31 protein-coding genes are annotated in these 25238 nt (G+C 42.2%); 14 read left to right on the forward strand and 17 right to left on the reverse strand.

Annotation, left to right across the window (positions count from 1 at the left end):
• Positions 1-13: 13 nt before the first annotated feature.
• From ACZ9AO_RS10305 to ACZ9AO_RS10325, 5 genes are all read left to right on the forward strand, one after another.
• A complete protein-coding gene (locus tag ACZ9AO_RS10305) occupies positions 14-652 on the forward strand; it encodes a biotin/lipoyl-containing protein (RefSeq protein ID WP_057278723.1) in 639 nt (212 codons plus the stop codon).
• 55 nt (positions 653-707) lie between these two features.
• Positions 708-2312, forward strand: coding sequence for a DHA2 family efflux MFS transporter permease subunit (locus ACZ9AO_RS10310; RefSeq protein ID WP_476109129.1), 1605 nt, complete (start codon positions 708-710; stop codon positions 2310-2312).
• 18 nt (positions 2313-2330) lie between these two features.
• Positions 2331-2861 (forward strand): NAD(P)H-dependent oxidoreductase, encoded by a 531-nt coding sequence (locus ACZ9AO_RS10315; RefSeq protein WP_134784200.1) that lies wholly within the window; start codon positions 2331-2333, stop codon positions 2859-2861.
• A gap of 13 nt (positions 2862-2874) precedes the next feature.
• A complete protein-coding gene (locus ACZ9AO_RS10320) occupies positions 2875-3222 on the forward strand; it encodes a hypothetical protein (protein ID WP_476109009.1) in 348 nt (115 codons plus the stop codon).
• A gap of 293 nt (positions 3223-3515) precedes the next feature.
• Positions 3516-4433 (forward strand): EamA family transporter, encoded by a 918-nt coding sequence (locus ACZ9AO_RS10325; protein ID WP_034305362.1) that lies wholly within the window; start codon positions 3516-3518, stop codon positions 4431-4433.
• 80 nt (positions 4434-4513) lie between these two features.
• On the opposite strand, the gene ACZ9AO_RS10330 is transcribed toward ACZ9AO_RS10325, so the two are convergent.
• The 5 genes from ACZ9AO_RS10330 to fabL all read right to left on the reverse strand — a co-directional run bounded on the left by ACZ9AO_RS10330 (position 4514) and on the right by fabL (position 8792).
• The gene (locus tag ACZ9AO_RS10330; protein WP_134784203.1) at positions 4514-6262 is read right to left on the reverse strand and encodes an ABC transporter ATP-binding protein; all 1749 of its coding nucleotides are present in this window, start codon (positions 6260-6262) and stop codon (positions 4514-4516) included.
• A 237-nt stretch (positions 6263-6499) separates the two neighbouring features.
• A complete protein-coding gene (gene ntdP / locus ACZ9AO_RS10335) occupies positions 6500-7030 on the reverse strand; it encodes a nucleoside tri-diphosphate phosphatase (protein ID WP_048685440.1) in 531 nt (176 codons plus the stop codon).
• Positions 7031-7263: 233 nt separating this feature from the next.
• Positions 7264-7518, reverse strand: a complete 255-nt coding sequence (locus ACZ9AO_RS10340) for a YgaB family protein (RefSeq protein WP_283867120.1) — start codon at positions 7516-7518, stop codon at positions 7264-7266.
• A 158-nt stretch (positions 7519-7676) separates the two neighbouring features.
• Positions 7677-7961 (reverse strand): gamma-type small acid-soluble spore protein, encoded by a 285-nt coding sequence (locus ACZ9AO_RS10345; protein ID WP_476109010.1) that lies wholly within the window; start codon positions 7959-7961, stop codon positions 7677-7679.
• A gap of 81 nt (positions 7962-8042) precedes the next feature.
• Entirely contained in the window at positions 8043-8792 is a 750-nt protein-coding gene (fabL, locus tag ACZ9AO_RS10350; protein ID WP_048685448.1) for an enoyl-[acyl-carrier-protein] reductase FabL, read from the reverse strand.
• A gap of 66 nt (positions 8793-8858) precedes the next feature.
• On the opposite strand from fabL, the gene ACZ9AO_RS10355 reads away from it, so the two are divergent.
• On the forward strand, positions 8859-9083 hold the full coding sequence (locus ACZ9AO_RS10355) for a hypothetical protein (RefSeq protein ID WP_034305377.1): 225 nt from the start codon (positions 8859-8861) through the stop codon (positions 9081-9083).
• A 214-nt stretch (positions 9084-9297) separates the two neighbouring features.
• Here the strand turns inward: ACZ9AO_RS10355 and mutY are convergent, their stop codons facing one another.
• The gene (gene mutY, locus ACZ9AO_RS10360; RefSeq protein WP_476109011.1) at positions 9298-10416 is read right to left on the reverse strand and encodes an A/G-specific adenine glycosylase; all 1119 of its coding nucleotides are present in this window, start codon (positions 10414-10416) and stop codon (positions 9298-9300) included.
• A 208-nt stretch (positions 10417-10624) separates the two neighbouring features.
• On the opposite strand from mutY, the gene ACZ9AO_RS10365 reads away from it, so the two are divergent.
• Positions 10625-11602, forward strand: a complete 978-nt coding sequence (locus tag ACZ9AO_RS10365) for a metal-dependent hydrolase (RefSeq protein ID WP_048685454.1) — start codon at positions 10625-10627, stop codon at positions 11600-11602.
• Between the two features lie 49 nt (positions 11603-11651).
• On the opposite strand, the gene ACZ9AO_RS10370 is transcribed toward ACZ9AO_RS10365, so the two are convergent.
• Positions 11652-11918 carry a YfhJ family protein gene (locus tag ACZ9AO_RS10370; RefSeq protein ID WP_034305384.1) on the reverse strand — a complete coding sequence of 89 codons (267 nt, stop codon included), beginning with the start codon at positions 11916-11918 and terminating at the stop codon, positions 11652-11654.
• 113 nt (positions 11919-12031) lie between these two features.
• Between ACZ9AO_RS10370 and ACZ9AO_RS10375 the strand changes: the two genes are divergently transcribed.
• Positions 12032-12187 (forward strand): small, acid-soluble spore protein K, encoded by a 156-nt coding sequence (locus ACZ9AO_RS10375; protein WP_034305387.1) that lies wholly within the window; start codon positions 12032-12034, stop codon positions 12185-12187.
• Between the two features lie 41 nt (positions 12188-12228).
• Here ACZ9AO_RS10375 and ACZ9AO_RS10380 read toward each other — a convergent pair whose 3' ends face one another.
• Positions 12229-12540, reverse strand: a complete 312-nt coding sequence (locus tag ACZ9AO_RS10380) for a YfhH family protein (RefSeq protein ID WP_034305394.1) — start codon at positions 12538-12540, stop codon at positions 12229-12231.
• A gap of 76 nt (positions 12541-12616) precedes the next feature.
• Positions 12617-13414, reverse strand: a complete 798-nt coding sequence (gene recX, locus ACZ9AO_RS10385; protein ID WP_476109012.1) for a recombination regulator RecX — start codon at positions 13412-13414, stop codon at positions 12617-12619.
• Positions 13415-13540: 126 nt separating this feature from the next.
• On the opposite strand from recX, the gene ACZ9AO_RS10390 reads away from it, so the two are divergent.
• The 3 genes from ACZ9AO_RS10390 to ACZ9AO_RS10400 all read left to right on the forward strand — a co-directional run bounded on the left by ACZ9AO_RS10390 (position 13541) and on the right by ACZ9AO_RS10400 (position 14925).
• Positions 13541-14461 (forward strand): TIGR01777 family oxidoreductase, encoded by a 921-nt coding sequence (locus tag ACZ9AO_RS10390; RefSeq protein WP_476109130.1) that lies wholly within the window; start codon positions 13541-13543, stop codon positions 14459-14461.
• A 52-nt stretch (positions 14462-14513) separates the two neighbouring features.
• On the forward strand, positions 14514-14636 hold the full coding sequence (locus ACZ9AO_RS10395; protein ID WP_081088510.1) for a YfhE family protein: 123 nt from the start codon (positions 14514-14516) through the stop codon (positions 14634-14636).
• 106 nt (positions 14637-14742) lie between these two features.
• Positions 14743-14925, forward strand: coding sequence for a YfhD family protein (locus ACZ9AO_RS10400; protein WP_034306455.1), 183 nt, complete (start codon positions 14743-14745; stop codon positions 14923-14925).
• A 355-nt stretch (positions 14926-15280) separates the two neighbouring features.
• Here ACZ9AO_RS10400 and ACZ9AO_RS10405 read toward each other — a convergent pair whose 3' ends face one another.
• The 5 genes from ACZ9AO_RS10405 to ACZ9AO_RS10425 form a co-directional block, all read right to left on the reverse strand.
• The gene (locus ACZ9AO_RS10405) at positions 15281-16861 is read right to left on the reverse strand and encodes a fatty acid--CoA ligase (protein WP_251541328.1); all 1581 of its coding nucleotides are present in this window, start codon (positions 16859-16861) and stop codon (positions 15281-15283) included.
• Between the two features lie 131 nt (positions 16862-16992).
• The gene (locus ACZ9AO_RS10410) at positions 16993-18144 is read right to left on the reverse strand and encodes a thiolase family protein (protein WP_340874413.1); all 1152 of its coding nucleotides are present in this window, start codon (positions 18142-18144) and stop codon (positions 16993-16995) included.
• 25 nt (positions 18145-18169) lie between these two features.
• Positions 18170-19315, reverse strand: a complete 1146-nt coding sequence (locus ACZ9AO_RS10415; RefSeq protein ID WP_063596582.1) for an acyl-CoA dehydrogenase family protein — start codon at positions 19313-19315, stop codon at positions 18170-18172.
• 80 nt (positions 19316-19395) lie between these two features.
• Positions 19396-20163 (reverse strand): 3-hydroxyacyl-CoA dehydrogenase, encoded by a 768-nt coding sequence (locus ACZ9AO_RS10420; RefSeq protein WP_048685468.1) that lies wholly within the window; start codon positions 20161-20163, stop codon positions 19396-19398.
• Positions 20164-20236: 73 nt separating this feature from the next.
• Positions 20237-20632, reverse strand: a complete 396-nt coding sequence (locus ACZ9AO_RS10425) for a MerR family transcriptional regulator (protein WP_251541334.1) — start codon at positions 20630-20632, stop codon at positions 20237-20239.
• A gap of 165 nt (positions 20633-20797) precedes the next feature.
• On the opposite strand from ACZ9AO_RS10425, the gene ACZ9AO_RS10430 reads away from it, so the two are divergent.
• From ACZ9AO_RS10430 to ACZ9AO_RS10440, 3 genes are all read left to right on the forward strand, one after another.
• A complete protein-coding gene (locus tag ACZ9AO_RS10430) occupies positions 20798-21223 on the forward strand; it encodes a universal stress protein (protein ID WP_048685474.1) in 426 nt (141 codons plus the stop codon).
• A gap of 159 nt (positions 21224-21382) precedes the next feature.
• Entirely contained in the window at positions 21383-22264 is an 882-nt protein-coding gene (cidR, locus tag ACZ9AO_RS10435; RefSeq protein WP_476109013.1) for a cidABC operon transcriptional activator CidR, read from the forward strand.
• 162 nt (positions 22265-22426) lie between these two features.
• A complete protein-coding gene (locus ACZ9AO_RS10440) occupies positions 22427-22798 on the forward strand; it encodes a hypothetical protein (protein ID WP_048685483.1) in 372 nt (123 codons plus the stop codon).
• A gap of 62 nt (positions 22799-22860) precedes the next feature.
• Here the strand turns inward: ACZ9AO_RS10440 and ACZ9AO_RS10445 are convergent, their stop codons facing one another.
• The 3 genes from ACZ9AO_RS10445 to ACZ9AO_RS10455 all read right to left on the reverse strand — a co-directional run bounded on the left by ACZ9AO_RS10445 (position 22861) and on the right by ACZ9AO_RS10455 (position 25136).
• Positions 22861-23583 (reverse strand): amino acid ABC transporter ATP-binding protein, encoded by a 723-nt coding sequence (locus tag ACZ9AO_RS10445; protein WP_076371113.1) that lies wholly within the window; start codon positions 23581-23583, stop codon positions 22861-22863.
• Entirely contained in the window at positions 23580-24236 is a 657-nt protein-coding gene (locus ACZ9AO_RS10450; RefSeq protein WP_251541342.1) for an amino acid ABC transporter permease, read from the reverse strand. The genes ACZ9AO_RS10445 and ACZ9AO_RS10450 overlap by 4 nt, the downstream gene beginning before the upstream one ends.
• Positions 24237-24314: 78 nt before the next feature.
• The gene (locus tag ACZ9AO_RS10455; RefSeq protein WP_034305421.1) at positions 24315-25136 is read right to left on the reverse strand and encodes a basic amino acid ABC transporter substrate-binding protein; all 822 of its coding nucleotides are present in this window, start codon (positions 25134-25136) and stop codon (positions 24315-24317) included.
• Positions 25137-25238 lie beyond the last annotated feature (102 nt).

Raw genomic sequence — 25238 nt, forward strand, 5'->3', positions numbered from 1 at the left:
GGAGGCGAAACAAGTGAATAGAGGACGTTTAGTTTTAATCAATGTCATTGGTTTGGTTATTATAATAGCGGCATTGGCCGGTGGGGCTTATTACTATTATGAAAGCACGAATTTCATTAAAACGGATGAAGCGAAAGTGTCAGGTGAGCTATATACCATCGTTGCCCCCGCTGCCGGTAAACTAGCAGATTGGGACTTACACGAAGGAGACAGTGTAAGTAAGGATGACAAAGTTGCCAATGTAACTACCTTAGACGGTAAAGAAGCGGTAAAAACCGCAGCACAAGGTACGATCGTTAAAACACAAGTGCATGATGAGCAGCTTGTTCAAGCAGGTCAAACGCTAGCTCAAACCATCAATATGGAAGATCTGTCCATAACGGCTAATATTGAAGAAAATAAATTGAAGGATATCGAAAAAGGTGACAGCGTCGATATTATCATCGATGGAGATCCCGATACGGTCTTCGAAGGTACATTGGAACAGATCGGTTATGCTACAACGTCTGTCTTTTCAGTGATGGGCAATCAAAACAGCAGTGGGAACTATACGAAAGTCACTCAAAAAGTACCAGTGAAAATTTCCATCAAAGCACCATCCGATAAAGTTCTGCCTGGAATGAACGCAGAAGTGAAAATTTCGACTAAATAAACCGGCTACACAGTTATACAGAAAGGAGGCTTTTCTTTAAATGGCTTCTCAAACCATCACAGTAAATGAAAACAAGGGAATGAAACAGTTTGCCCCCATGTTAATTATCCTAATGCTAGGTTTGTTCATGGTCATTTTGAATCAAACCCTGCTTAGTGTCGCCATGCCTAGGATGATGGCAGAATTCAATGTAGCTGCGACTACGATTCAATGGTTATCAACTGGATTCATGCTCGTGAATGGAGCCTTGATTCCACTTTCCGCTTTTTTAATAGAACGGTTTGGCACGCGCATTTTATTCCTGGCTGCCATGTTTCTATTCACCGTCGGGACATTCATCTGCGGCATCGCACCAAATTTCCCCGTCATCCTTACAGGCCGGCTGATTCAGGCCGCTGGCGGCGGAATCCTGCAGCCTTTGGTCATGACGATCATTCTTTTCATCTTCCCTCCGGAAATGCGCGGGAAAGGTATGGGGATCTTTGGACTTGCCATTATGTTTGCGCCTGCAATCGGCCCGACTTTATCAGGTTGGGTCATTCAGGAATATAGCTGGCGGGTCATGTTCTACGCAATGGTGCCATTAGGCATGATCGTCATGACACTCGCCTTTTTAAGTATGCGTAATGTAGCGGAACCAAAGAAAATCAAATTGGATTTGCTTGGTGCCTCTCTATCCTTGCTAGGTGTTGCATCATTACTATATGGTGTCAGTGAAGCAGGTTCCAAAAGCTGGACGGATCCAATCGTTCTGGGAACGATCATCACTGGGCTGATCCTTTTGACGCTTTTTGTGGTTCAACAGCTAAAATCGGAAACACCTATGCTCGACTTCCGTGTATTTAAGTATGACATGTTCGTATTATCCAATATCATTTCTGCAATCGTCACAGTGGCCATGTTTACCGGGATATTCTTATTGCCTATATATTTGCAGATTTTAAGAGGCTTCACACCAGTTCAATCCGGCCTGTTGATGCTACCCGGAGCCCTTGTGATGATGGTGATGTCACCCATTTCAGGAGCATTATTTGACAAAATCGGACCTCGTCCATTAGCACTGATTGGGTTGGCGATCACTGCCGTCACAACCTTCGAATTCGCTAAATTGACTACGGAAACAACCTATTCGACTTTGGTCATCATCTATGCCATCCGCGCACTTGGAATGTCTTTACTGATGATGCCGATCATGACTGCTGGGATGAATCAGCTACCTAAGCATTTGAATACACATGGTACGGCAATGAGCAATACGCTGAAACAAGTGACCGGAGCCATTGGTACGAGCTTCGTGACGACCATTTATACAACCCGTGCTTCTTTCCATGGAACTGCTTTAGGAACGGAAATGAGTACGAGTGATCCCGGTTTTGTTCAGAATTTCCAAACTATCGTTCAATCCATCATGACTTCGATGAATCAAACTAGTGAACAGGCACAGGAAACTGCCATGTCGCTGATTTCTTCTCAAATCCAGGGTCAAGCAAATGTGATGGGAATCAATGATGCATTCTTTTGGGCAACAGGCTTCGCAATTGCCGGCATCGTTCTCTCACTATTTTTGCGCGACGTTCGGAAGGATAAAGCAATGAAACAAGCTAAACAAGAACCTTTGGATGTACCTTTGCTTCCTTCGCCAGTAAAAAAATCGGTTTAATTAAATGGAGGAATTAAAATGAAGATCTATGTTGTTTACGACAGTGAAGGAAACCATACGAAAGCACTTGCCGAATCAATAGCTCAAGGAGCCGCTGCGGTTCCTGGGGCTGAGGTTCTCATTGACCATGTAAACGAGGCGGATGTTTATAAGCTTCAGGAAATGGATGCGATCATTTGGGGCTGTCCCGGTCATTTCGGAACCATCAGTTCGAGTTTGAAAACATGGATCGATAAACTTGGGTATCTATGGGCGGAAGGTGCGCTGATCAATAAAGTGGGTGCTGTGTTCTGTACCACGGCCACCGTACATGGCGGACTCGAGGCTACCATGCTGAACTTAATCACCCCTATGCTTCATCAGGGCATGATCATTGTCGGCTTGCCCGGCACTGTCCCGGAAAATGCCTTATATGGTTCCTACTATGGAGTAGGGATAAGCTGTCCGCCCGGTGTGGATGACAATATCACCCAAAATGACTTGAAGCTTGGAGAAGCATTAGGAAAACGGGTAGCCCATGTCACCCGTTCATTCATAAACGGGCTCTAGGAGGCTTGATTCAATGGGCATAATTCTAATTATCATCGTTGCCATATTAGCGGTTACTGGCTTGATCACATTCAATATCAAAGCCTTATCACCTGAAGGTAAGCCGCCTGCAGTCGAGGAAGAGAATTCGTCGGAAGAGTCCGCTTTCCCGACTGCAGATGATTCCATTACCGAAATCATCTCCCCGACAGACAATGATGAATTGAAAATGAAAGATCAGGATTATCGTTTGGCACTTTCCAAGCTTCACAATCAAAAGCCAAATGATGAGCCAACTGCAGAAAAAAAGCCTGATATTCGAAAAATGAAAGACGAGGAATACCGTGGTACATTGGAAGACTTCCGGCAAAATGGCGATTGAAACACCCCCCCATTAGGCTAATTTGCCATTTGGGGGTTTTGTTTTATATGCCATTGAATGGATCTTCTCTTACCTCTGCAACCATCTTCAACTTAGTGATCGATGTGCAGGCTTTAACTTTATTTTCTGGTTGACAAATATTCACAAAGACTTTAAGCTAAGGTAATGCAACGCATACAATTTGTTAAACTCAGCTTTTGTTGAGAGACGGAATTTTAAAAGGATTTCCTTTTTTCGTTCGTCACTTGCCTTTTTGGCAGGTGGCGATTTTTATTTTTATAGGGGTGAAAAATATGCAACTTTTGAAGTATTCCATAATGGTCTTAATCGGTTCGATTTCATATGGCACTTTATCCACCATGATGAAGTTTGGATTCATGGATGGCCATTCTTCTGGAGAACTGGTCGGCAGTCAATATCTTGTCGGTTGGCTGATTGTCTCCGTTATATTTCTCTTTTCGTTTAAATATAAAGTTTCATGGAAGAGTGCCGGATTACTTTTAATCACGGGCATGATGTCCACTTTCGTCGGAAAGGCATATGCCGTTTCCGTATCCGAGCTTCCCGCTTCGATTGCCGTTGTCTTTTTATTTCAATTTACCTGGATAGGCGTTCTTATTGAAAGCTTCTTAAATAAAAGACGCCCGGATAAAAATAAACTCATTGCCATTTTCGTTCTTTTCATCGGTACATTATTGGCAGGGGCGATCTTTGGTCAGCCTCTATCTGGCCTAAGCCTAAAAGGCGTATTGTTCGGACTATTGTCTGCATTGCTTTTTGCGCTGTATATGTACTGCAACTCTCAATTCGCTGTTGGGGAATCTTCCATGAAACGGCTGTTTTTCATTGCAACGGGTGGTATGCTGACTGCTGTATTCACGACTAACCCCGTCACACTTGTGACGAATCTTGTCCAGACGAACCTATGGTACTACGGTCTGCTGCTCGGCACATTGGGTGTTTTAGTTCCTTTCTTTTTCTTTGCGGTCAGTTTACCGAAAGTGGGGGTCGGGCTTGGAACGATTCTTTGTGCTGCGGAACTGCCTTCAGCGATGGTCGTTTCCGTCATCTTCTTGAATGAACAGGTTACGTCACTGCAATGGTTCGGGATGTGCTTGATCATCGTCGGCATCGCCTTGCCTGAGGGAATAAAGCATCTGCCGCATTTCCTTCCTGAAAAAAAAACGCTGCATGAAAAAAGGATTTCATAACGTGCATGCACAAGTTCGTTTCAGAATAAAAAAGAAGACCATTCCTTTACGGAATGGTCTTCTTTTTTATCTTGTATTCCTTAAGAATCCAATTGTTGTACTTGAAATAGGTTGTAGTAATGCCCTTGCTTTTTCATAAGTTCTTCGTGTGTTCCCATTTCCGTAATTTCCCCATTATCGATATGAATGATCCGATCGGCATGGGTGATGGTTGATAACCGATGGGCGACGATGATCGTGGTCCGGTTTTTCGCCAAAATATCCAGCGCCTCCTGGATAAAGTGTTCACTTTCCAAATCCAATGCGGAGGTGGCTTCGTCGAGAACAAGGATTGGCGGGTTTTTCAAAAATACCCTCGCAATGGCCACCCGTTGCTTTTGGCCCCCGGATAATTTAACTCCCCGCTCCCCGACTTTCGTTTCATATCCTTCTTTTAGACCCATGATGAAGTCATGGGCATTCGCCGCCTTTGCCGCTTCAAATACTTCTTCATCACTTGCATCAGGTCGTCCCATAAGGATGTTGGCCTTAACCGATTCACTAAATAAGATATTATCCTGTAGAACCATTCCTATTTTATCTCTTAGGCTGCGGACTTGATATTTACGGATATCCGTCCCATCCAATAATACCCTTCCCTCCGTCACATCATAGAAACGGGAAATCAAACTGACGATTGAGGATTTCCCGCCGCCGCTCATACCGACAAGTGCAATGGTTTCCCCTGGTTTAACATCCAAGTTTATATGTTTCAAAACGGGTGCCTCTTTCTCGTCATAAGCAAACGATACATCCTGAAAGGTTATTCGGCCATCTACATGCTTCAGCTCTTTCGCCCCTGGTTCGTCATCGATATCATACTTCTCATCCACAAACTCAAAAACCCTGTCCATGGACGCCAATGTCTGGGTCATTGTCGTCGAAGAGTTAACTAAACGTCTGAGGGGATTATATAGCCGGTCAATGAAACCGACGAAAGCAACCATGGTACCCAGTGACAATTGTTCATGAATGACCTGATAACCGGCAAAACCTATCACGAGCAAGGGGGCAATATCCGTGATCGTATTCACGACAGCGAATGACTTGGCATTCCAGCTCGTATGCTTTAGGGCCTTATCGAGGAAATTCTTGTTCTGCTTCGCAAACAATTCCTGTTCCCTGTCTTCTATCGCAAAACTTTTGATGACTGACATCCCTGAAACCCGTTCATGAAGGTGACTCTGTACATCCGCTAAGGCTTGGGACCGAATCCTTGTATAGGTTCTCAGCTTGCCAAAGAAATGCTTAATCGAAAATGCGTAAAATGGAAGCATGATGATGGATACAATGGTTAATTTCACGTCCATCGTAAACATGATGACTATCACTATGATGATCGTTGCGATATCGAGCCAAAGGTTCATCAAACCCGTGATGACAAAGTTCTTCGTTTGTTCCACGTCCGTGATCATCCTTGAAATGACCTCGCCCACCCTTGTATTGGAATAATATTTAAAACTCAGTTTCTGTATATGAGTAAATAAATCATTACGAATATCATATAAGATTTTCGTTCCGGTCCATTGAGCGAAATATTGTCTGTAATACTCAATCGGCGGTCTAACTGCAACAAAAATGAATATCATGATAGCCATCGCCCATATAAGGCGTTCGGACTTCACGGCTTTGGACAGATCACCGTTTCCAATGATGTCATCCACTATATACTTACTGAGCAATGGAAGCAAAAGCGGAATCGCGAACTTTAGCAATCCAATCAGTACCGTTCCGATTATCTGCCATTTATATGGTTTGACGAATTGCAAATATCTCTTAATGCTCCCCACGGAATTCCTCCTTTTCTTAATCAACAAATGCTAAAAAAAGCCCATAACGGTCAATTGGGAATCTTATATGCACTATTCAATTATATTTTCCTTTTCGGTAATTAACTATCAAAAGGATCACTTTCATAAACATTTGTAGGAGGTTAAATGGTTCCTGCGTATTGAAAGATTGAATCAGATGATGTAGGTACGATACACAATGAAAAAGCCTGCCAATTATGCAGCAGGCCTTTTCTATCATCGATAGGTTAAAAAGCGTTCATACCAACTATCAATAAACTCTGCGGAGAATGGTCCTTTTCGCTGGCGTATCATATAAATCAAATAGTCTACGTTCTGTTTCAATATTGAATCGATGGCATCCGGGTAATTCATTTCTTTCCGATGCCTTTCATATTCATCCTCATCCAGCAAATTAAACGTCATATCTGGGAATACTTTAATGTCCAGGTCATAATCAATGTATTTCAATGCTCCCGAATCGTATGTGAACGGCGAACTGATATTGCAATAATAATAAACCCCGTCCTCTCTCAACATACCAATAACATTAAACCAATACTTTGAATGAAAATAGCAAATCGCCGGCTCTCTCGTAATCCAGGTCCTTCCATCTGATTCCGTTACCATAGTACGGTCATTCGCTGCTATCACCAGATTTTGGGTCCCTTTTAAAACGGTTGTCTCTTCCCAGATACGATGGATATGTCCATTATGTTTATAGCTATGGATTTGGATTTTTCCTCCTTCGGCAGGAACAATCCCCATTTATCTCTCCCTACTTTCTATAGACACCCTGACAGCGTACTGTGCCCTATTCCGTTTGCAGTTGTTGTGTGTATTTAAAATATATACTTTTTTCCATTTACCCTATATTCCTATATTATAGCGATTTATTCATAAATTTAAAACAAAAGTGGCTAATCTCCCAGTGAAAATGTGTAAATAAGTCGAAAAAGTCTGACCATCCACCCATTTCATCTAAGAAATTAGCCGGTTATTTATCGTATGGCTGCCTGTCCTTGCTGAAAATAACGGATGACTTCTTCCGTTTGCTTTTCGAACATATCATGGATACTTTTCAATTCCTGCTTTTTAAGTTGAATCTCTTCCTGAATGGTGAGCGCTTCATTCTCCTCTTCAAGGGTAAGGAGTTGCTTCTCTATATCTTGGCATCTTTCGATTTCGGATTGTAAAAGTAAAAGCTTATCCATCGTTTTCAACTGGTTGTTTATAAGCCGGTTAAATTCCTCCATGAATGCACCTTCCTAATCTGTATTTTTTCTATAGTATGTATATTCTATTTTTATCAGCTTTCTCCTTTGACATAAAATGTAAACGCGACGAAACATTTGTCGAATCCAATGAAAGACAAAAAAAGCACCCTTCATAAGAAGGATGCTTTTCATCGCAATTAGCCTTGGCTTTTATTGCTTTGAGATTTTTGGTTTTGTTGTTTCACTTCTTGAACGTTAGTTTCAGAAGCAAACTCTGTACCGTATTGGCCTTGTGCTTGTGCTTGACCTTGGCCTTTTTTTTGTTGAGATTGCGCGTTTTGTTGTCTCACTTCTTGAACGTTAGTTTCAGAAGCAAATTCTGTACCGTATTGGCCTTGACCTTGCTGAGATTGCGCGTTTTGTTGTCTCACTTGTTGAACATTAGTACCTGCTTGTGATTTATTCATGTTGTTTTTAGCCATTGATATCACCTCCACGATAATAAGATAACCATTATCCAGGAGTGCTATCCTACAAAAATCATTTAAATTTTTCCAGTTACATTAAACAAGCAATGAAATGCCTCCATCAACTATTACGGTTTGTCCACGAATCATCCTGGCCCCATCGGAAATTAAAAACAGGATGGTATTCACCATATCCTCCACCTCGACCATCCGTCCAGCGGGAGTCTGTTCTGCCGCCTCAGCAAGCATTTCATCCCGATTCGGGAAAGACTTCAGGGCATCCGTATCGATCACGCCGCCTGAAACGGCATTGACACAAATATTTTTAGCAGCCAATTCGACCGCTAAATATCTTGTCAGGGCTTCAAGCGCAGCTTTGGAAACGCCAACAGCTGTATAATTTTTCAAATAGCGAATCGATCCTAGTGAACTGATGCTGACGATTTTCCCCCCGCCGTTCCTCTCCATTAATTTCGCCGCTTCCTGTGCGCAGAAAAGGAGGGCTTTTGTATTGATGTCCATGGTCCAGTTCCAATGGGATTCCTCCAGCTCCATCAATGGACGCTGCACGCCGGAGGCCGCATTATTGATGAAGATATCCAAACGTCCGTAATAAGCATCGATTTCCTCGAACATGCTTTTCACTTTCGCAACATCACCGACATTTGCCTTGACTACAAGGGCTTTTCGCCCCAACGCTTCAATTTCGGCTGCCACTTCTAATGCTTTCGACTTGCTCCGGGCATAATTAATAACGAGGTCGTAACCCTCCTCTGCAAGCCTTATTGCCGTGCTTCTGCCTAAACCTTTACTGCTACCTGTAACGAGTGCCACTTTTTGTTCCATTTGTTTATTCATCCTTTCTGAGTAAACACCGAGTAATAAAAATCTTTTTTAAGGAGTGTTACTGTTATGTATGTTGGACGTGATATGACTGAGTTGTCGATGATGAAAAAATCGGATTGGGAAAATAGTGAACTTGCCTATTTTCATCACTCCCTTCAACAAATGGTACCTTATTTAAACCAAGAAGGACAGAGTATCCATAGCGAAATCGTCAAAGAAATTGAAAATAGAGGCGGACTTAACAGGCAAGAAGCCGATTATACTCATGGAACGAAAACCAGTTACGAATGATTTTATACGGATATTGCTTTGAAAATCAACAAAAGGAAGAGGATATCTTATCGGATATCCTCTTTCTATGCATATATCACGATTTCATTATAAGGCATTATCGCCATGGCACAAATCAGGGCTGTCCCCCAATATTGTTAACGAATATCTCATCGCACGCCCAAAATTGAATGAACCTATTTACTCATCTTTCCATAAAAAGCAAATAAACCGCTTATTCAATACACTCTTTTTCTTTATACGCCTTCATCATTTTTTGGTGGGAGACCGGAAATGCCAACTCCTCCATCTCTGCTTCACTCACCCACTTAAGTTGCTGTTCTTTTAGCGTCTCTTCACCAATGTCCTCTTTGACCACACCGATATACGTGTCCACTTTCCAAACGAGATGAGAGAAAACATGTTCAATTCTCACAAGTGATTCAATGATTTCCGGTTTGACGCCATACATTTCCTTAAACCGACTCTCGAAGAATTCCCTCTTATGCAAGAGGGATGTATGGTTTTCGAAATTCGGATATTCCCAAAGATTAGCTAGCAATCCTTCTGACGCTCGCTTGTGAATTAAAAATTCACCTTTTTCATTCGTTAAAACTGCAGCTACAATTGGTACATCCCTTGTTTTTTTCTTTTGGATTTTTACCGGCAATTCCAACTGAACCCCTGCTTCAAATGCTAGACAATGACTTTGAACGGGGCATAATAGGCAGGCAGGCTTACCAGGTGTGCAGATTAATGCTCCAAGTTCCATCAAGGCTTGATTGAAGGCAGAGGTATGTTCATGATCGATCAGCTTCCTGACGGCAGCTTCGAATGTTTTTCTTGTCTTTGGCTTCGCTATGTCTTCATATATCATTAATATCCTTGATAAAACACGCATGACGTTTCCATCAACGGCTGGCTCCGGCTTGCCGTATGCGATACTTAGAATCGCACCGGCAGTATATGGGCCGACACCTTTCAATTTGGAGATTTCCTCGGGATCATCCGGTACAATCCCATTGTAGGATGCCTTCACTTCCTGAACGGCACTATGCAGATTCCTTACACGCGAGTAATATCCCAGCCCTTCCCAAGCTTTCAGGACCTTCTCTTCATCTGCATTGGCAAAGTCCTCGAGTGTCGGGAACCATTCGATGAACCGGTTGAAATAAGGAATCACCGTCTCCACTCTCGTTTGCTGCAGCATTATTTCAGAAACCCAAACGCGGTAAGGGTCCTTATTTTCCCTCCATGGCAATTCTCTTTGTTCTTCGAGAAACCAGGAAACCAAATCTTTTTGAAATTCATCGATTTTTATTTTTTCTATTGTCGGGATCGTTATTTCTTTCACATCAGTTCCTCCAAAGATGTTACACTCTAATCAAAATTGGGAATACCTATAGTAGGCCATTCTTTTTTTAATATCATGTTCATATCCATTTATTTGTAACGGGTCACTTGAAATAAATCAAAATTATATTCATTTGATGGTTAATATATAAATACGGTATGATGAAAGAAGACCATTTTTTTCAAATTGTGGCAGGGAGGTTAGTTTTTTGGATACAGGTACTCACTTTGTCATGGGAATTGCTCTTGGAGGTCTTGCCACACTAGATCCCGTCATTGCGCAGAGCCCAGTTACTGCAAGTGCAGTCATAGCAGGTACGATATTGGGATCACAAGCTCCGGACATTGACACCGTTTTAAAATTAAGGAATAACGCTGTATATATACGTAACCACCGTGGAATCACGCATTCCATTCCCGCTGTTTTACTTTGGCCCTTGATTATCAGCGGAGCAATTTTCGCCATCATACCTGAAGCAAATTACCTTCATCTTTGGCTTTGGACCTTTTTAGCCGTATTCCTTCACGTATTCGTGGATATATTCAATGCTTATGGGACCCAGGCTCTTAGGCCGATTTCGTCAAAATGGGTAGCTTTAGGGGTCATCAATACATTCGATCCATTCATTTTTGGAATACATGTTGCAGGCCTGATATTATGGGGCTTCGGATTTCCTCCAGGCTATTTATTTCTTTCCATTTACGGGATACTCGTCATTTATTACATTTCCAGGTTCAGGGAACAAGCTTTTATAAAAAGAGTGGTCAAACAGCAAATTCCTGGAGCAAGGAAAATTCTTTTATCACCGACGATGCGTTTTCATCGCTGGAAAATTGCGGTGATTACCGAAAAGAATTATTATGTGGCACGAGCCGATAATGGATATGTGAAGATTCTTGATACGTTCGATCGAGTGCCCTTGCCTGAAAGTGAAATTCTCGAAGCCGCCAAGAAGGATATCAACTTGGCAGCCTTTCTGTCCTTTTCTCCGGTTTACCGCTTCGAAATCGAACAGATAAAAGAATATTACGAAGTCCGTTTTATCGATCTAAGATATCGCAGCAATGGATATTACCCGTTTGTGGCAGTTGTCCATTTAGACAGCGAATTGAATATCTTGAATTCTTATACCGGCTGGATCTTTAGCGAAGCGAAGCTGCAGAAGAAATTGAATATTATTTTGTAGTATATTGAAAAAGAGCTGATTCCAGGGAACTCCTCTGGAATCAGCTTTTTTAATGCAGTCGATTCTGCTGATTTAATAACTGCTGATATTTAGGGTTCTTTGCAATGAATTCGTGGAATTGCTCACCGTAGTTATCAATCCATGTCCTTACAACGCGCGATGTCATTTCTTCACCGGCATATTCATGCCCAGCCTTTGCATAGGTCGCTTCGAAATCTTCCCATAATAATTCCACCCAAGTCAAAGCTTGCTCATACGTGATGTGTTCATTTTTCTCAAGCAGTATCTTGGTTAATCTTTCATGGTAATCATTCATTAGAACCACCTCATTGCCAATATTTTTACAGAATGAACTATACTGTCCCATACCCATACTAGTTGTAAGCGGAAACGCTTCTTTCTTAATCTGATGCTTGGAGGAGAAAAAATTTGCGAAATAAACAAAAAGGATTCCCCAACCAAAACAATAACAAATTCCAAGGCGAGCCCCGTGCAAAGGCAAGATATGCTTCAAAGCGTGCAGATGGAAGTATTAATACACACCCTCAAGAAAGAATGAAAGCTTCAAACGAGCGATCGAATTAAAAGGTACATCAGAAGGAACCGGGTACATCCCCGGTTCCTTTTTATTTCAGCATTGAAATCGGGAGTGCTTCTTCCTTACCGCTACCGCCCAAGCGGTAACCCCAAGCGAATACGCCGTTCATATAATCAATTTTGAAATAGACACCGGGATCTCCGTCAATTTGATATATTTCACCTTTTTTGAAATCATCAGGATTTAACAAATAGGCCTTGGCCATCGTCACTTTTCGTTCCAATACTGAATATTCATTAACCATTCCCAATTGCTCTGCTTTTCTCGCTTTTTCAGTCAACGCTGCGATTTCCTGTTGTAGTTCATAGGCAGACAGCTTGCTGTATCTTACGTCGCTCATATATATGACTCCTCAAATGAAATAATTAATTTACTTCTATATTAAACAAAATTTTGTGATTTGGCTATTGATGCACTTAATCACCATCAGGATTAGAAAGATAACGCTCAATCAATTCTATTGGAAAACCTTTTCGGTATAATGCCTGCTTCATTTTTTGTTCATATTCGAAGCCTTCATGGTTTTTATATCGGCGATGCATTTTTTCGGCATGGTGGCAAAGGGAATCCCATTGTTCATCCTCATCCTTTTCAACCGTCACATCTTCAAGTGCTTCATGGATGACATCTCTTGGGAAACCTTTCCGTAACAAGGTTTGTTCAACCTTCAGCCTTAAAGCTCGTTCGGAAATGTTTTTTTCCTTTTTGACCGCTTTTCCAGCCAGATTCCTTGCATGTTCAATTTGAATATCATAAGGGTATTCCTTCAATGCCTCGACAATCAACTTATCTTGCACCCCCTTTTCCTTAAGCTCAAGCTTAAGGGTAGTGGGCCCTTTATTCCCTCCATTCACATGGGTCCGCACGTAAGCCTTGGAAAATTCAAGGTCGTCTAAATAGTTAAAACTGTATAGTTTATGTATCGCTTCCTTAATGATCGGCTCTTCCGTTTCCTTCTTTATTAAATAAAGGCGAATTTCCGATTCCGAGCGCATCCGGTATGATAAATAATTAAGTGCATCGGTAAATGCTTTTTGGATTTCATCATGGAATTGTATTTCGGCCAAAAGCAGGTCATCAAGTTCCATACCCTTTTTCAACTGAAATTTCAATAGCACTTCTTCGTCTACACTGAAGGCATACTTTTCGTCGACGAAGATGTTATAACGATCTTTACGTTTCTTTTGGGTTGTTATTTTTGTTATGTTTGGCATAAATCCACCCCCCACACCTACTTTACCCCTTTACGTTTACCATTTCTATATATAGCATGCCTAAAAATGAAAAAAGAACATGGGCATGTTAAAGTGAAGGAAAGACAGGGAAAGGAAGTGGTTTTCATGAAAATAGCCATTGCTGGTGGAAGCGGTTTTGTCGGCACAGCCCTAATTGATGAATTATTAAAAGAGAATCATGATATATATATTTTGACCCGTCATCCCGAAAAATTTAAAAAACAGACTAATTTAACATATATCGGCTGGTTGACCAAGGAGGCAACGCCGGAAATGCACTTGGAGGGGCTCGATGTGTTCATTAACCTTGCTGGTGAATCTCTGAACAGCGGCCGTTGGACACCTGAACGAAAGCGCCGGATTGTCGAAAGCAGGATCGAGGCTTCCAAAGAGATGAACCGGATCATTTCCATACTGCCCTCTAAAGTGTCCGTCATCATTAATGCAAGTGCAATCGGATATTATGGTATTTCGGACGATGAGACCTTTACCGAAACCTCTGAATCCATTGGTGATGATTTCTTGGCCCGTACTGTTCAACTATGGGAAAAGGAAGCGGCTAAATCACGCTCTTACTGTAAAAGGTTGATCTTTACAAGATTCGGGGTGATTCTTGGAGAAAAAGACGGAGCACTGCCAATGATGGCCTTCCCCTATAAACTATTTGGCGGAGGAAAGATTGGCAAAGGGAATCAGTGGCTTTCCTGGATTCATATCCATGACGCGGTCCGTGCAATCATCTTTTGCATGAATGATGCTAGGATAGGAGGTCCAGTCAATTTTACGGCACCGAACCCCGTTCAGATGGATACATTCGGAAAAACGATAGGAACTGTCCTGCACCGGCCCCATTGGATAACTGTCCCCCCCTTCTTCCTCAAGAAATTGTTGGGGGAAATGAGCATCCTTGTACTTGAAGGGCAAAATGTCCTTCCCACTAAACTTAAAGAGGAAGGATTCACCTTCTCCTTTCCAACCCTTAAAGAAGCCTTACAAAATATCTTAAAAGAAGATTCCCACGTATGAAAGGGTCATTTTAGGAAAAAATAGGGATATTAAGTGAATGGAGATGATCTAATTGCTCAAAAAACACGATAAAGAAAAAAGTAACTTAACTAGTACACAAGCGATTCTTTATGCCCGCGAATTTAAAAAAGCAGATCGAGCTGGTGGATATACCGAGAAGAAATCCCGTCGTTAGGTTTGGAGTTTTTTCCCTTACATTTTGAACAGCCACTCAACACAAAATAAGCTGGAGATGATTAGAATTCATCTCTAGCTTATTCTATTTTCCAGGGGGCGATAACATGGGACGAAATAACATACACCATAATCGGGATAAGAACAAACAGAAACTTCCTCAGGTTCCCAAAAACCTGAAAAGTGACGGACTTGACGTTGAATATTCTTCCGAACTGGCTGATCAGGAAGATATCGAGGCACAAGCCCGTGCAAATGCGGCTGACCGCCGTGCTCATAATCGCCGATAAGCAGAATAAACCAACCCAAGGGGCTATAAATCAGCCCCTTGGTTCTCTTTATTTACATAGCTTATCCACAACCCTGTGTATATTGTGGATATATTCTGAAAATACTGACAAAAAACAAGTCCAATAACTCACCTTATCAACATGAAAATAATGTTATTTCTGGATAACCCTGTGGATTATGTGGATAAATGAGAGATTGGGCTAATCACGCTGCATTTTCGTTGTGGATAACTATTCTCTCTCCTTCATTTGTTCCATAAGATTATTATTTATAAAATAATTCATCCATATCTGTTTCCAGCAATTCTAAATTCCACCCCTAACTTGGTATTGCATCGGCTGCTGCCCCCGGCATTTAAAGAAGGTTCCCCAAACCTTTGCCATCAACATTTTCTTCCAACTGTTTACGAAGCAAGAACTTTTGTATCTTCCCACTTGCGTTCCGAGGCAGCTCATTACAGAAGATATATCTCCTTGGACGTTTATAGTTCGCCAAACTATTACTGTTCTTACACCAAGTTTCTAAATCGCTTTCGGCAAGCATTGGGTCTTTGGCTACGATGAAGGCCGTTACCGTTTCCCCCCATTGATCATCTGGCTGACCAAGTACCGCACAGTCGAGAACTCCTTGATGCTCATATAGTGTATCTTCCACTTCACGCGGATAAATATTTTCCCCTCCAGAAATAATCATGTCGTCCACACGGTCCTTGACCCACAGATATCCATCTTCATCTAGGAAACCGATGTCACCGGAATGGTACCAGCCTTTGTAAAGCGCCTTTTCGGTCTCTCTATCTTTTTGAAAGTAACCCTGCATGATACACGGACCCTTTACAAGGATTTCCCCTGTTTCCCCAGGTTCCAGCATATCCTCGGGATCTGATGGCCCTTCGTCATTCGGACGGGCAATGATGATTTCATGTTCGGAACATGCCTTGCCGGCAGAACCCGCTTTCCTAATTTGATCTTCCTCCAATAGGAGAGTTATGGCCGGCCCCATTTCAGTCATTCCATAGGCTTGGATGAACTGGATGCCGAGTTTCTCCTGACAGGCACGTACAAGGGATGGAGCCATCGGGGCTGCTCCATAAAGCCCTAACTTCAAGCTCTGGAATTTATACTCCTCCAATTTTTCCTGAATGAGCATGTTCCACATCGTAGGTGCAGCAAAAAACTTGGTGACCCCCTCGGATTCAATCAGTTCCATGACCTTTTGGGGATGAAACTGATGTAATATGACATTAGCTGCACCGACCTGTACACGAGGTAAAAAAGAGCAGTGCAATTCAGCACAATGAAACATCGGTGCAGTAATCAAACCGATATCAGAGCGTTCATACTTCATGGCCTCTATTAAAATCTCGGTTTGTTTGACCATGTCTTTATGAAGGTGAATGACCCCTTTGGGACGTCCGGTAGTTCCGCTCGTATACATGATGGCATAAATGTCATCTTCGTGAACTTCCACTTCATCTGGCTTTGAGGAGATACTGGCCAATTTTTGGCGGTAACCTTTGGCATACCCAGGCACATCGTCATCAATATACCAGAAGGCCATTTCCGGAAATCGCTTTTCAACCGCGGCAACGTTCGTTTCCAATTCGCGTTCGAATAGAACGACCTTTGGAGCAGCGTCTTTCAAGATGAAGGCCAACTCTTCCGGCATTAAACGGAAGTTGATAGGATTAAAGATTGCACCGATTTTTGCACAGGCAAAGAACGCTGTTGCAAGCTCTTCATTGTTGTAAAGGTACGTAGATACCCTGTCCCCTTTTCGCACCCCTTCCGCTTGAAGGGCCGCCGCCAACCTATTCACCTGTTCATTCCATTGGATGTACGTATAGCGGATATTTCTTCTCACGTCGTAGATAGCTTCTTTAATGGGGAATTTCTGAACCGTCTGATCAAAGATATTTTTAATCGTTACTGACAAATCATTCTCCTCCTCAAGTAACCACCATCAACAGGAAGAATTCAGCAAAGCCTGCCGATGGTCGACTTCATCCCTTTTTCAGCTTTTACTTTCGTGCGAATTACGAATTTTCATAAATGGATAGTCCAGCTTCAGTCCATTCTTTCAATGATGGTGGCATTCGCCATGCCGTGGCCTTCACACATTGTTTGCAGCCCATAACGGCCGCCCGTCCTTTCTAATTCATGGATCATGGACACCATCAATCGGGCCCCGCTGCCGCCAAGAGGATGCCCCAATGCAATCGCCCCGCCATTTGGATTCAGCTTCTTGGGGTCTGCCCCCGTTTCTTTTAGCCAGGCAATCGGTACAGGAGCGAAAGCCTCGTTCACTTCAAAGATATCGATATCATCAATTGTAAGACCCGCTTTTTCCAAAGCTTTTTGGGTGGCGGGAATCGGTCCCGTTAGCATCAGGGTGGGATCTGACCCGACAACAACCCGTGTATGCACTTTAAAGCGCGGTTTCAATCCAAGTTCTTCTGCTTTACTGCGTTCCATCAATAATAAAGCGGCAGCACCGTCACTGATCTGACTAGAGTTCCCTGCATGGATTAAACCGCCTTCTTGAAATGCCGGTTTCAATCCAGCCAGCACTTCAAGCGTAGTTCCGCTCCTTGGGCCTTGATCTTCCGTAACTTCGATTTGATTTCCTTCTTTATCAGTACCCGTTACTGATATCATTTCACGGTTAAAATGTCCTTCTTTTTGAGCACGTATTGCCTTGGCATGACTTTCAACGGAAAACCGATCACAATCTTCACGTGTTATTCCCCACTTATCGGCGATTCTTTCAGCTGATAAACCTTGGTTGATCACCTCGTAAAGGTCCATATACTTTTGGCTTGTTACAGCACCTAGAAGATTTGACCCCATGGGAACTCGTGACATGTTTTCCACTCCGCCGGCTACTACCACATCCATATCACCCGACAGGATGGCCTGGGAAGCAAAATGGACTGCCTGCTGACTTGATCCGCATTGACGGTCAATCGTCGTTCCCGGCACTTCAATCGGAAATCCGGCTATCAGTGCGGCAACCCTTGCTATATCACCGGCCTGTTCGCCCGACTGTGAAACACAACCTAAAATGACATCATCGACAATGGCAGGATCGATGCCCGCTTTTTCAATCAGCTTCTTCAATACTTCCCCTGCCAGGTCATCAGGGCGAACATCTTTCAAGACACCGTTCCTTCTGCCTACCGGCGTGCGAATTCCTTCAACGATAACCACTTCCCGCATATACTCTCTCCCCTTCTGATCTTTATTATAGGCCCAGATTCTTAGCGATGATTTTCTTCATGATTTCATTTGTGCCGGCATAGATGCTTGCTACTGGAACATCCCGATACCTTCTGGCAATTTTGTATTCCTCCATATATCCATAGCCGCCATGGAGCTGCATGCATTCAATGGATATTTTTCTGGCAGTCTCCGTCAAACGCCATTTCGCCATCGAAACTTCCGTTACAACCTGTTCACCAGCCATATGTTTGGTGATCAATTGATCTAGGAAGGCACGCCCCATTTTAATCTCCGTGGCCATTTCCGCTATTTTGAATTGAGTATTTTGAAACTGACTTACAGATTTTCCGAACGCTTCCCTGCCCTTCACATACTCAATCGTATCGGCCAGCATATCCTCAGACGCGGTTTGAGCACAAATTGCCACCACAAGACGTTCCTGCTGCAGTTTTTCCATTAAATAAATAAACCCCTTGCCTTCTTCACCAAGCAGGTTTTCCTTTGGAACACGGCAATCCTCGAAGATGAGTTCTGCTGTATCCTGACTGTGCAAGCCAAGTTTCTTCAGTTTTCTCCCCCTGGAAAACCCGGGTGTATCCCTTTCGACCACGACTAAGCTAACGCCTTTATGTTTCGGAACGGCGCTGGGATCCGTTTTACAGGCAACAATGATCAAATCCGAATGAATGCCATTTGTGATGAATGTCTTTTGACCATTTAATATGTAATGATCTCCATCCAAAATGGCAGTCGTTTTAATATTGGCCAAATCCGAACCTGTACCAGGCTCTGTCATGGCAATGGCTGTAATGATTTCCCCGGTCGTGCATTTAGGAAGCCAGCGCTGTTTCTGCGACTCATTTCCGTAGGCGGAAATATACGGTACGGTGATGTCACTGTGAAGTCCGAAACCAATGAACCCAGAACCAACTCTTTCCAATTCTTCATTAATTATAACGGCAAAGCCCCAATCTACCCCGGAACCCCCATAATCTTCTTCAAGGTCCGGACATAAAAAACCCTGTTCCCCCATTTTCACCCAAAAAGATCGGGGAATGATCCTCTCTTCTTCCCATCGTTCATAGTGGGGAACTGCTTCTTTCTCTAAAAACTTTCGGAAGGACATACGGAAAATTTCATGTTCTTCACTTAGGTATGGATGCTTCATCTGTTTTATCTCCTCTCCATTCCTTTGTCCGAGGTTCTTTTTCTAGATTTACAATGGTTTGCCCTGAAGGGATTGACAACTTACCTTGGTGACATTCTAATGGCCCCATCCAGTCTGATGGTTTCCCCATTCAGCATTGGATTCGTTATGATGCTTTCCGTTAGTTTAGCGTACTCTTCTGGATACCCGAGCCTTGATGGGAATGGCACGGTTTTCCCTAATGACGTCCTGGCTTCTTCAGGTAATGAATCGAACATCGGTGTATGGAATAGACCCGGTGCAATCGATACGACACGTATCCCTTTGATGGCAAGCTCCCTCGCGATTGGCAGAGTCATACCGACAATCCCTCCCTTTGAGGCACTATATGCTGCTTGTCCGATTTGTCCTTCAAAGGCAGCGACCGAAGCTGTATTGATGATGACTCCTCGCTCCCCCTCTTGATTCGGTTCATTTTCGACCATTTTTTCCGCCGCAAGCCGGATTACGTTAAATGTACCGACCAAATTGATTTGCACGACTTTTGAGAACGCTTTCAATTCATGTATGCCTTTCCTGCCTATGACCTTCTCTGCAATGGCAATGCCTGCACAGTTGATGACAGTATTGATGCTACCGAATTTTTTTATTCCTTCATCCAATGCTACCGATACGCTATCTTCACTAGTTACATCCGTTTTAATAAACAGGACCGAATCTCCCAACTCCTGAGCCATTTTAGCGCCATTTTCCTCCGAGAGGTCAAATATGACCGCTTTTCCACCTTTTTTAATGATGTTTCTTACTGTCGCCGCTCCCAGACCTGAAGCACCGCCTGTCACAACTGCAATGGTTTCTTGAATTTCCAAATTCTCACCCCATCTGTTTCTAGAATATATATTCATCTTTCACTATCATCAAAACCTATTTTCAAGATTAATTTCACCGCTTGCCTGTTTTATCGTTCATTTTCAACTCATGAAGGGTTTCGGTAAAGCCTTTGATTACCTGTTCAAAATCCTGCTTCAACCCATTCAGCTCTTTAATTCGTTCATTAAGTTCGTTTAACTTCTGTCCTGCAGTTTCAATCGTTTTTTCCAATTGCTTAATGCCTGTCCTATCCTTATCGAATAAAAGGACTATATCCTTTATTTCCACTAACGAAAAACCATACTTCTTACCGCGCATTATGATTTTGAGCTGTGCATATTCTTTCTTTCCATAAACTCTTTTTCCCGTTTCGGTACGCATTGGCCTAAGCATACCCAGTTCCTCATAATAACGGAGGGTCCTTGTCGTCAATCCGAATTCTTTTGCTAACTCAGAAATGGTGTACATGTTAAAACCACACTTTGCAAAGGGATTATTTACCTTTATTTTAACATTAACGTTAACGTAAACTTCAATGAAATATTCACAAATTTTATAATATATGAAACTGCATGAAAGATTTATATTGATATACTAGGGATATATTCTTTTATAGAAGGGAATGATCGATCAATGCTATGCTCAAAAATATTAGTTGCTTATGATGAATCTGAATTGGCACTTAAGTCTTTAGAAAAAGCGATTGAATTAGCGAAGCTGGATCCCGCTATCGAAATCCAGGTGCTTCACGCTGTTACACTGCCAATCAAGCCAAATATATATGGCAATGCTTTTCAGGAAATTGAAGAATCCATGCTTAAGTATGGCAAGGAAGTGATTAAAAAAGCGGAAGCGCTTTTATCCGAAATCCCGAATGCATCCCAAACATTTGTCGTAGAAGGTTCAGCCATCACGACTTTATTGGAACATGCAAAATCCGAGAATTGTGACCTTATTATCATGGGCAGCCGCGGATTGAGCGGCTTCAAGGAATTCCTGGGCAGCGTGAGCCACTATATCGTTCAACATTCTCCAGTTCCTGTCTTGTTGGTCAAATAAAATTTTCGGCAGATATGGCCAGCCCCTTCATAGGCTGGGTTCCCCTTTGGAATCCAGCTTATTTATGCGTGTATGAACTCCAAACTTATCATGTTTTACAAACACTTCCGTTTACGGGTAAAATGAAACTAATTTCAAACGAGGATAACAGGTGACGCAATGGATATTAAACATTTGCAATACTTTATAGAGGTTGCCAATTTCAATAGCTTCACTCGGGCTGCCGATCATTTATTCATTACCCAGCCGACCATCAGCAAGATGATCAAAAACCTGGAAACCGAGCTAGGTGTTGAGCTTTTTGATCGTTCACGCAAGCAACTGATCTTGACCGATGCAGGCAGGGTTGTCTTAGAGCAGGCAAAATTGATCGATAAGGCCTTTCACAATTTAGAAACGGAAATGGACAATTTATTAGGTTTAAAAAAGGGACATATACGCATCGGGCTGCCGCCGATCATCGACGCTTCTTTCTTCCCCCGAATTCTTAGCCGTTTTCACCAGGACTATCCCAATATCACCTTTCAATTAGTAGAGGATGGTTCAAAGAAAATAGAAGAATCCGTCCAAAATGATTTAATCGATATAGGCGTAATAGTCCTGCCAACCAACAACGCGATTTTTCATCATTTTGCTTTTTTGGAAGAAGACATCAACTTGATTGTTCATCCCTCCCACCCCCATGCTTGTGGGGAAGAAATTGATTTGGCCGACTTGGAAAATGAATCTTTCATCTTATTCAATAAAGATTACGTCCTTCGAGACCTCATCATTTCATCCTGTAATGAAGCTGGTTTTTCTCCACATATCGTTACTGAATGCTCACGCTGGGATTTTATTGAGGAAATGGTTTACTCTAAACTTGGCGTTGCTCTATTACCGGAAAGCTTATGCCGTCATGATGAACGCATAAAGACAATCAAGGTTAGAAACCCCTCCATTAGTTGGAATTTAGGATTCATATGGAGTAAGGACCATTACCTTTCATACGCTGCAAAAGAATGGCTGAAATATACTAGGGAAGCATTATCCCATAAGTAGTGGATCATCCAGCATGATTGATGTAAGCACTATCATAGATTTGGGTTATGCACGTGATAACATCTAACCATTTTACAATCCGTTACGGCGGGGGTAGACTAGTATTAGTAAAAAGCACGTTGAATGCTGATGGATTCCATATGTTCTAAAAAGGAGATATTCATGATCACTTTATCTAATGTCGATGAGTTACAGGCATCAGAAGCAGCTCTGGAGAAAATTAAATATTCATACCCCGAACTATTTAATAAACTGCTCCATGTCGTTGCCTTAACACGGGCTCTTCAATTTAAATATCAATTTATGGGCACATTAATCATGGATGAAAACCCTAACGAATACACCCCTGAATTCGTTATGCCCTCCATTATCGAATTATATATAGAGGAAGTTCAAAAGTTAAAGGATGATCCGAATATCCAGGTATTACTTCAGACCTTTTCCCAAAGTAAAAATATTGGATATGCCAAAATCAGTATGCTTGTGCTCGGTAAAAGCCCTGAATCGCTTTTAGGCGCTTCATGCATCAAATGAAGCCCCTGATATGCCCCGAAAAAAAACCTCCCATAATGGAAGGTTTTTTTCTTTACGTGTAATTAAAGCACTTTACTCAAAAAGGCTTTAGTTCTTTCCTGCTGGGGATTATTAAAAATCTCACTAGGAATATTTTCTTCGATAATATAACCTTCGTCCATGAAAATCACGCGATCTCCAACTTCTTTTGCAAACCCCATCTCATGAGTCACAACTACCATAGTCATGCCTTCCTTAGCCAGTTGCTTCATGACCTCAAGGACTTCACCGACCATTTCCGGATCCAGGGCTGAAGTGGGCTCGTCGAATAGCATGATTTTGGGTTCCATCGCCAACGCCCTTGCAATTGCTACGCGTTGCTTTTGTCCCCCTGATAATGAATCCGGATATGCGTTCGCTTTCTCTGCAAGTCCGACTTTCTTAAGCAGTTCCATCCCTCTTTGGGAAGCCTGTTCTTTGGATATCTTGCGGACCTTTATCGGCGCAAGCATTATATTCTCAAGAACAGTCTTATGTGGAAATAAGTTAAAATGCTGAAATACCATGCCAACTTCCGTCCGGACTTTATTGATATTGACCTTCTTATCTGTCGTATCAAGCCCTTCAATGAAAATATGGCCTCCCGTTATCGTTTCAAGTTGATTGATGCACCTTAGGAAAGTGGATTTTCCCGACCCAGAAGGACCAATCACCACGACTACTTCCCGAGGGGAAACGATTGCATTGATATTTTTCAATACATCATTATCGCCAAATGACTTCTTAAGATTCTCCACCTTTATCATTCTGTTTTCAACCTACTTTCGAGTCTATTTAATACAAAACTTAAGATGAGGGTAAGGAATAGATAGATGAAGGCACACGCCAAGTATGGCTCCCATACTTTAAAGTACTGACTCCCCATCGCTTTCCCCCAATACATCAATTCCGGGGCAGCAATGACACAAAGCAGGGATGAATCCTTCAATAATACGATGAATTCATTTCCTAACGGAGGAATCATTCGTTTGAAAGCTTGAGGCAATACAACATGTATCATTGTTTGGGCATGGGTCATCCCCAATGAACGCGCCCCTTCCATTTGCCCTTTATCGATTGATTGAATGCCCGCCCTGAAAATTTCTGCGATATACGCGGCTGCATTTAACGATAAAGCAATGACACCGGCGGTTACTGCATTGGTTTCCCCGGTAAAAAAGGGCACGATTCCAAAATGGATTAAAAAGATTTGAACTAAAAGCGGTGTTCCGCGAAAAACCGTGACATATCCGTAAAAAGGAAGGGCAAGCACTTTGTTTCTCATGATTTTCCCTAAACCGATCAATAACCCCAAAAAGGTTCCGATCAGGATGGAGGAAACCGAAAGCCCAATAGTAAGCAATGTCCCTTTTAATAAGAAAGGAGCATATTCAAAAATAATATCCCAGCGAAAACTCATTTCGTTCCCCTCCTAAAGACCAAAAAAACTGCGTAACTTCACACGTAAAGTTACGCAATCTTTTACTATCCATTTGTTTTATTGTTGTGCTTTCAACGTTTCAATATCTGGGTCAGTACCAAACCACTCTTTATAAATTTCTGCATATTTCCCATTTTCATAAATGGCATTCACGGCTTTATCGAACTCCGATTTCAATTCACTGCCTTTTGGGAACATAAGACCATAAAACTCCTCATTGAAACTTTTGCTGTCTTCAACGACTTTCAGTTTTTGATCGGGGTTATTTTTCACATATTCTTCAACAACCGTATTATCAGCTACGACAGCCGATGCTCCGCCTTTCAGTAATTCCTGAATGGCCAGGTTATTATTTTCGAATTTTTTGATATCCTTGTGATTCTTTCCAAGGAGTTTCTCTACCGCTTCCTGTCCAGTAGTACCGGTCTGAACGGCAATGACGTTTCCTTTCAATTCATCTCCAGATTTTATATCACTATCCTCAGGAACGAGAATTTTGTTTGTGGATAAGAAATACGGAACCGAGAAGTCATAAGATTGTTTTCTTTCGTCATTCACTGTAATCGCAGATATGGCGACATCCGCTCTCTTACCTTCGATTTCAACAAAAATCGGATCCCAACCGACACTTTCCAATTTAACTTCATATCCCGCTTCTTTTGCAACGGCATTGATGAAATCAACATCGAATCCTACAATCTTATCGCCTTCAAGATATTCAAATGGAGCATAGTTGGCGTCAGTCACGATCCTGAGTGTTTTCCCATTGGACTCTTCTTCTTTACCAGTTGTCGAGACTTCCTTATCCTTCCCGCATCCTGTCATGACTAGTAACAAGGAAGCAACCATGGCAAACACTAAAAAAGAAACCTTTTTCAAAATAATCCCCTCTTCTCTCTCGTAAACTCTCTTTTTTGAAAAAACAGATAAATCTAACTTTAGAGAACTTTCAGTATATTCTTTTAAGAATATTATACGTTT

It is taken from the genome of Peribacillus sp. TE19612 (assembly GCF_056279465.1).

Coding starts and splice junctions, on each gene's coding strand:
- ACZ9AO_RS10315 (WP_134784200.1), top strand. CDS start 2,331: ATGAAGATCTATGTTGTTTACGACAGTGAAGGAAACCATACGAAAGCA.
- ACZ9AO_RS10320 (WP_476109009.1), top strand. CDS start 2,875: ATGGGCATAATTCTAATTATCATCGTTGCCATATTAGCGGTTACTGGC.
- ACZ9AO_RS10325 (WP_034305362.1), top strand. CDS start 3,516: ATGCAACTTTTGAAGTATTCCATAATGGTCTTAATCGGTTCGATTTCA.
- ntdP (WP_048685440.1), bottom strand. CDS start 7,030: ATGGGGATTGTTCCTGCCGAAGGAGGAAAAATCCAAATCCATAGCTAT.
- ACZ9AO_RS10340 (WP_283867120.1), bottom strand. CDS start 7,518: ATGGAGGAATTTAACCGGCTTATAAACAACCAGTTGAAAACGATGGAT.
- ACZ9AO_RS10345 (WP_476109010.1), bottom strand. CDS start 7,961: ATGGCTAAAAACAACATGAATAAATCACAAGCAGGTACTAATGTTCAA.
- fabL (WP_048685448.1), bottom strand. CDS start 8,792: ATGGAACAAAAAGTGGCACTCGTTACAGGTAGCAGTAAAGGTTTAGGC.
- ACZ9AO_RS10355 (WP_034305377.1), top strand. CDS start 8,859: ATGTATGTTGGACGTGATATGACTGAGTTGTCGATGATGAAAAAATCG.
- ACZ9AO_RS10370 (WP_034305384.1), bottom strand. CDS start 11,918: ATGAATGATTACCATGAAAGATTAACCAAGATACTGCTTGAGAAAAAT.
- ACZ9AO_RS10380 (WP_034305394.1), bottom strand. CDS start 12,540: ATGAGCGACGTAAGATACAGCAAGCTGTCTGCCTATGAACTACAACAG.
- recX (WP_476109012.1), bottom strand. CDS start 13,414: ATGCCAAACATAACAAAAATAACAACCCAAAAGAAACGTAAAGATCGT.
- ACZ9AO_RS10390 (WP_476109130.1), top strand. CDS start 13,541: ATGAAAATAGCCATTGCTGGTGGAAGCGGTTTTGTCGGCACAGCCCTA.
- ACZ9AO_RS10400 (WP_034306455.1), top strand. CDS start 14,743: ATGGGACGAAATAACATACACCATAATCGGGATAAGAACAAACAGAAA.
- ACZ9AO_RS10410 (WP_340874413.1), bottom strand. CDS start 18,144: ATGCGGGAAGTGGTTATCGTTGAAGGAATTCGCACGCCGGTAGGCAGA.
- ACZ9AO_RS10415 (WP_063596582.1), bottom strand. CDS start 19,315: ATGAAGCATCCATACCTAAGTGAAGAACATGAAATTTTCCGTATGTCC.
- ACZ9AO_RS10425 (WP_251541334.1), bottom strand. CDS start 20,632: ATGTACACCATTTCTGAGTTAGCAAAAGAATTCGGATTGACGACAAGG.
- ACZ9AO_RS10430 (WP_048685474.1), top strand. CDS start 20,798: ATGCTATGCTCAAAAATATTAGTTGCTTATGATGAATCTGAATTGGCA.
- cidR (WP_476109013.1), top strand. CDS start 21,383: ATGGATATTAAACATTTGCAATACTTTATAGAGGTTGCCAATTTCAAT.
- ACZ9AO_RS10440 (WP_048685483.1), top strand. CDS start 22,427: ATGATCACTTTATCTAATGTCGATGAGTTACAGGCATCAGAAGCAGCT.
- ACZ9AO_RS10445 (WP_076371113.1), bottom strand. CDS start 23,583: ATGATAAAGGTGGAGAATCTTAAGAAGTCATTTGGCGATAATGATGTA.
- ACZ9AO_RS10450 (WP_251541342.1), bottom strand. CDS start 24,236: ATGAGTTTTCGCTGGGATATTATTTTTGAATATGCTCCTTTCTTATTA.